The sequence below is a fragment of the Streptomyces sp. ADI95-17 genome, assembly GCF_003846175.1.
In the GTDB taxonomy this organism is placed as follows: Bacteria; Actinomycetota; Actinomycetes; order Streptomycetales; family Streptomycetaceae; genus Streptomyces; species Streptomyces sanglieri.
Genome location: NZ_ML123058.1, coordinates 54554 through 57903, shown reverse-complemented (window position 1 = coordinate 57903; position 3350 = coordinate 54554). Strand labels below are relative to the sequence as shown.

3 protein-coding genes and 1 pseudogene are annotated in these 3350 nt (G+C 63.7%); 3 read left to right on the top strand and 1 reads right to left on the bottom strand.

Going from position 1 to position 3350, the window contains the following annotated elements; translation table 11 throughout:
• Positions 1–274: pseudogene (locus EES42_RS45510) on the bottom strand (DNA ligase); the annotation flags it as partial.
• A gap of 133 nt (positions 275–407) precedes the next feature.
• On the opposite strand from EES42_RS45510, the gene EES42_RS47515 reads away from it, so the two are divergent.
• From EES42_RS47515 to EES42_RS44140, 3 genes are all read left to right on the top strand, one after another.
• Entirely contained in the window at positions 408–752 is a 345-nt protein-coding gene (locus EES42_RS47515) for a DUF6191 domain-containing protein (protein WP_346775447.1), read from the top strand.
• 315 nt (positions 753–1067) lie between these two features.
• Positions 1068–1826, top strand: coding sequence for a GntR family transcriptional regulator (locus EES42_RS44145; RefSeq protein WP_124723806.1), 759 nt, complete (start codon positions 1068–1070; stop codon positions 1824–1826).
• Between the two features lie 50 nt (positions 1827–1876).
• Entirely contained in the window at positions 1877–3136 is a 1260-nt protein-coding gene (locus EES42_RS44140) for an MFS transporter (RefSeq protein ID WP_124723805.1), read from the top strand.
• The last annotated feature ends 214 nt before the right edge of the window (positions 3137–3350 follow it).

The following is a 3350-nucleotide window of genomic DNA, read 5'->3' as shown; positions in this document are numbered from 1 at the left end:
CGGTGTACGGCAGGCTTCGGCAGTCGCCGATCTGCGGGTCCGGGTGCTGCAGGACGTCCCAGCAGATGTAGGAGGCCGGGTACCGGGCCGCCAGGGCGCGGGCCCGGGTCACGGACGAAGCGGCCCGTGACTGCGCGGCCGCGAAGTCGAGCCGGCCGTCCCGCCAGATCACCGCCTCGCCGTCCAGCACCGTGTCCGGCCTGAGTCCCATGCCGGCGACCGCCAGGTCCATCCAGTGCTGGGTGACGACCCGGCCGGAGCGTGCGTACAGCACTACGGTCTCATCGGTACGGCGCAGCACCGTTCTGTGGCCGTCGTTCTCCAGACTGCGAGGTGTCTCATGAGACACCGGCGGCTGATCTGCCGCTCTTACCGCCAAGTCATTGGCTCGGCCTGCACTGGCGGTCGTGCCCCGCTGGTCAGCAGACTGTCAGCACGAACCATCGGTGTCCGGAAGGCGAGAACCCTTGTTCCTTGCAATTGGCAGTGTCGTCATCTTCTTGTGGTTGTTCCTCTTTGCGTGGGTCGGCTGGCGGCGGCGGAGGCACGGCGGCAGCGGAGCATCCGCTGGTGAGGCGTGGGGCGAGCTCTTCCATCCGTCACAGCGGCACGTGCAGCAGGAGCGGGAACGCCAACTTGTCCTCCGGGACGACGCCGACTCGGGTGCACCTCCCAGCTCTGTTGACCTCGATTCCGGCAAGGCGGTTATCCGCCCCGTGCAGAGCGCCACGAGCAGGTATGACGCGGCGTAACGGTTCGTTACTTCACCATCCGTCCGTGCACGACTGCCAGTAGTTCTCGGTTTTCCTCCAGCCCTGTGCATCCGCTGAGCCAGCAGAAGCTGGCCGTTCTGCCGGACTGTTGCCCCGGCACCAGCACGCCGGGTCCACACCTTGGCGGCCGACAGCCGATCAGCAGGTCGAGGTGGTCTGCTTGACGACCGCCTCCGTAGGCGCATGAGCTCGGAGCGTATTTCTACTCCAGCAGCTTTTTCCTGGTGCAGTAACTTGCCAACGCCCCCTGGGAATGACCAGCTGCCATAGAGCAGGACAACCGGAGGATCATCCATGCCCCGAGAGGCGCCGTACCTCGCAGTAGCCGACGTGCTGCGCGCACGGATTCTCGCCGGAGAGTGGGAGATCGGGGAGCGCCTGCCGTCCCGGGCGCGGCTCGCCGTGGAGTACGGGGTCGGACGCAACGTCATGCAGAGGGCCATGGACCGTTTGATCATCGACGGTCTCCTCGAAGGACGCGCCGGCTCGGGCACCTACGTCCGCAGGCCGCGAGAGCGCCTGCGGCTGGTCCGCTCGCGACACCGCGAACGCCGGGAGGGCTCTCCCCCCTGGCAGGACAGGAGGGAGCGGGGCAGGGCCGACGCCTGGGATTCACACAGCCAGGTGCGCGTCCCCGCCCCCGAGCCAATCGCCGAGCGGCTCGCCATCAGCCCCGGGGACCCCTGTGTCAATACGCATTACGAGTTCCTCGCCGACGGGCAACCTGTCCAGCTTTCCGAATCCTGGGAGCCGATGGCTATCACGGATGGAACGCCAATTGTGCTGCCCGAGAAGGGTCCCCTGGCGGGTAAGGGGGTGGTCGAGCGCATGCGTTCCATTGGCGTGGTCATCTCGACTGTGGTCGAGGTGCCGCGCCCGGCCCGTGCCACCCAGGTGCAGGCGAACCTCCTGGGGATCAGCGTGGGAGACCTCGTGCTGCAGATCGAGCGGACCATCTTCGACACGGACGGACGTCCGGTAGAAACGGCCGACATGGTCATTCCGGACATGCGCCGGGAAGTGGTCTACGAGTTCGGAGTCGACCGTCCGTAGTCATTGAAGCCATTTAGAGGGACATCGAAAATTCGACAGTAAGGTATTCCATGGCAAAATCCTCCCGGCTCGGCCTCTTACGCAATCGGGACTTCGGGCGATTATTTGCTGCCACTGCGCTCGGCCAGTTAGGCGACCGCATCATCTTTCTGGCCTTGCCTCTGGTCGCCATCGCGGCATTACATGCCGACGAGTTCCAGGTGGGCCTACTGACCGCGATGACTTCGGCAGGATCGCTCCTGGTCGGGTTGCCGGCAGGCGCGTGGGTGGACCGCATGCGGAAGCGATCGGTGATGATCAACACTGATCTCGCTCGCGCACTGTTCCTCTTGACGATTCCGGTGGCATGGTGGGCGGACCTTCTCACCATCTGGTGGCTCTATGCAGTCGCCTTGGTTCATGGAGTGTTGACTGTTTTCTTCGATGTTGCATACATCAGCTATCTCCCGCACTTGGTGGGACGCAGCAATCTCGTGGAAGGAAACTCAAAACTGTCGGCCATACGCTCGGTGACCAGTATCAGCGGGCCGACGGTGGCGGGGCCGCTGGTCGGCCTGGTTGGAGCTCCAGCAACGCTTTTGGTGAGTTCGGCCGGGATGGCTATGTCAGGGCTGCTCGCGATTACTATCCGGAAACGCGAAGAGAAGCCTGAGCCGAGTGAACATCCTCAATTGGCTCGCGAGATCAAGGAGGGGCTGAAGTTCGTCGTCAAGTACCCTACCCTCCGTGCGATCATGCTGGGGGATGCGATATTCAACCTCTTCCTGGTCATGTATCAGACGATGTTACTGGTTTTTTTGGAGCGGGAGATTGGTCTCCAGTCCTTTGGTCTCGGCCTCATTTTCTCGGGGATGGGTTGTGGTGCCTTGCTGGGCGCACTGTTGGCAACCAGGGTCTCCAAGCGGGTGGGGCACGGTCCGGTCATCTGGCTGGCGTCGCTGGTTAGCTGTCCGTTGACCGCGCTCATGCCGTTGGCGCGAGCGGGTTGGAGCGTGTATGTGGCTGCGATCGGACTCGCGGCTCTGTCGCTGGGTGGAGTCGTCCGCGTGGTGGCTCAGTCAAGCTTCCAGCAGGCCCTGACGCCGGATCGGCTTCTGGGTCGGATGAGCGCAACGGCTCGGTTTGTTTCCTGGGGTGGCATTCCTCTCGGTGGGCTTTTGGGTGGAGCCTCGGGCTCTGTGTTCGGAGCGGCAGGCACTTTGTGGATTGGTGCAGCGGGTATGACGCTGAGTTTCCTTCCCAACTTCCTGTCACCGCTTCGGACAATGCGCACGTTGCCCACGGAGAAGGCCCCCGAGTTCGCGCGTTGAGGTGTCGCTGACGGCTGACAAACAAGCGCGTACGACCCGTAGGGCCAAGGGGCTTCACTCCAGCGACCTGGCCGACCTTCCAGGCCTTCCGCTGGTCGGTGAAGAACAGATGCACGTAACCCCACAGGCAAGCGTCACCACTCTGGCAACGTGCAGTCTTTCGGTGCCGGTCGGAGGTGTGCTGGGAGACGCCGCGATGTCACTCGGATGAGAC

Bases quoted from the DNA above. Each gene is read 5' to 3' on its own strand.
- EES42_RS44145 (WP_124723806.1), top strand. From the start codon at position 1,068: ATGCCCCGAGAGGCGCCGTACCTCGCAGTAGCCGACGTGCTGCGCGCA.
- EES42_RS44140 (WP_124723805.1), top strand. From the start codon at position 1,877: ATGGCAAAATCCTCCCGGCTCGGCCTCTTACGCAATCGGGACTTCGGG.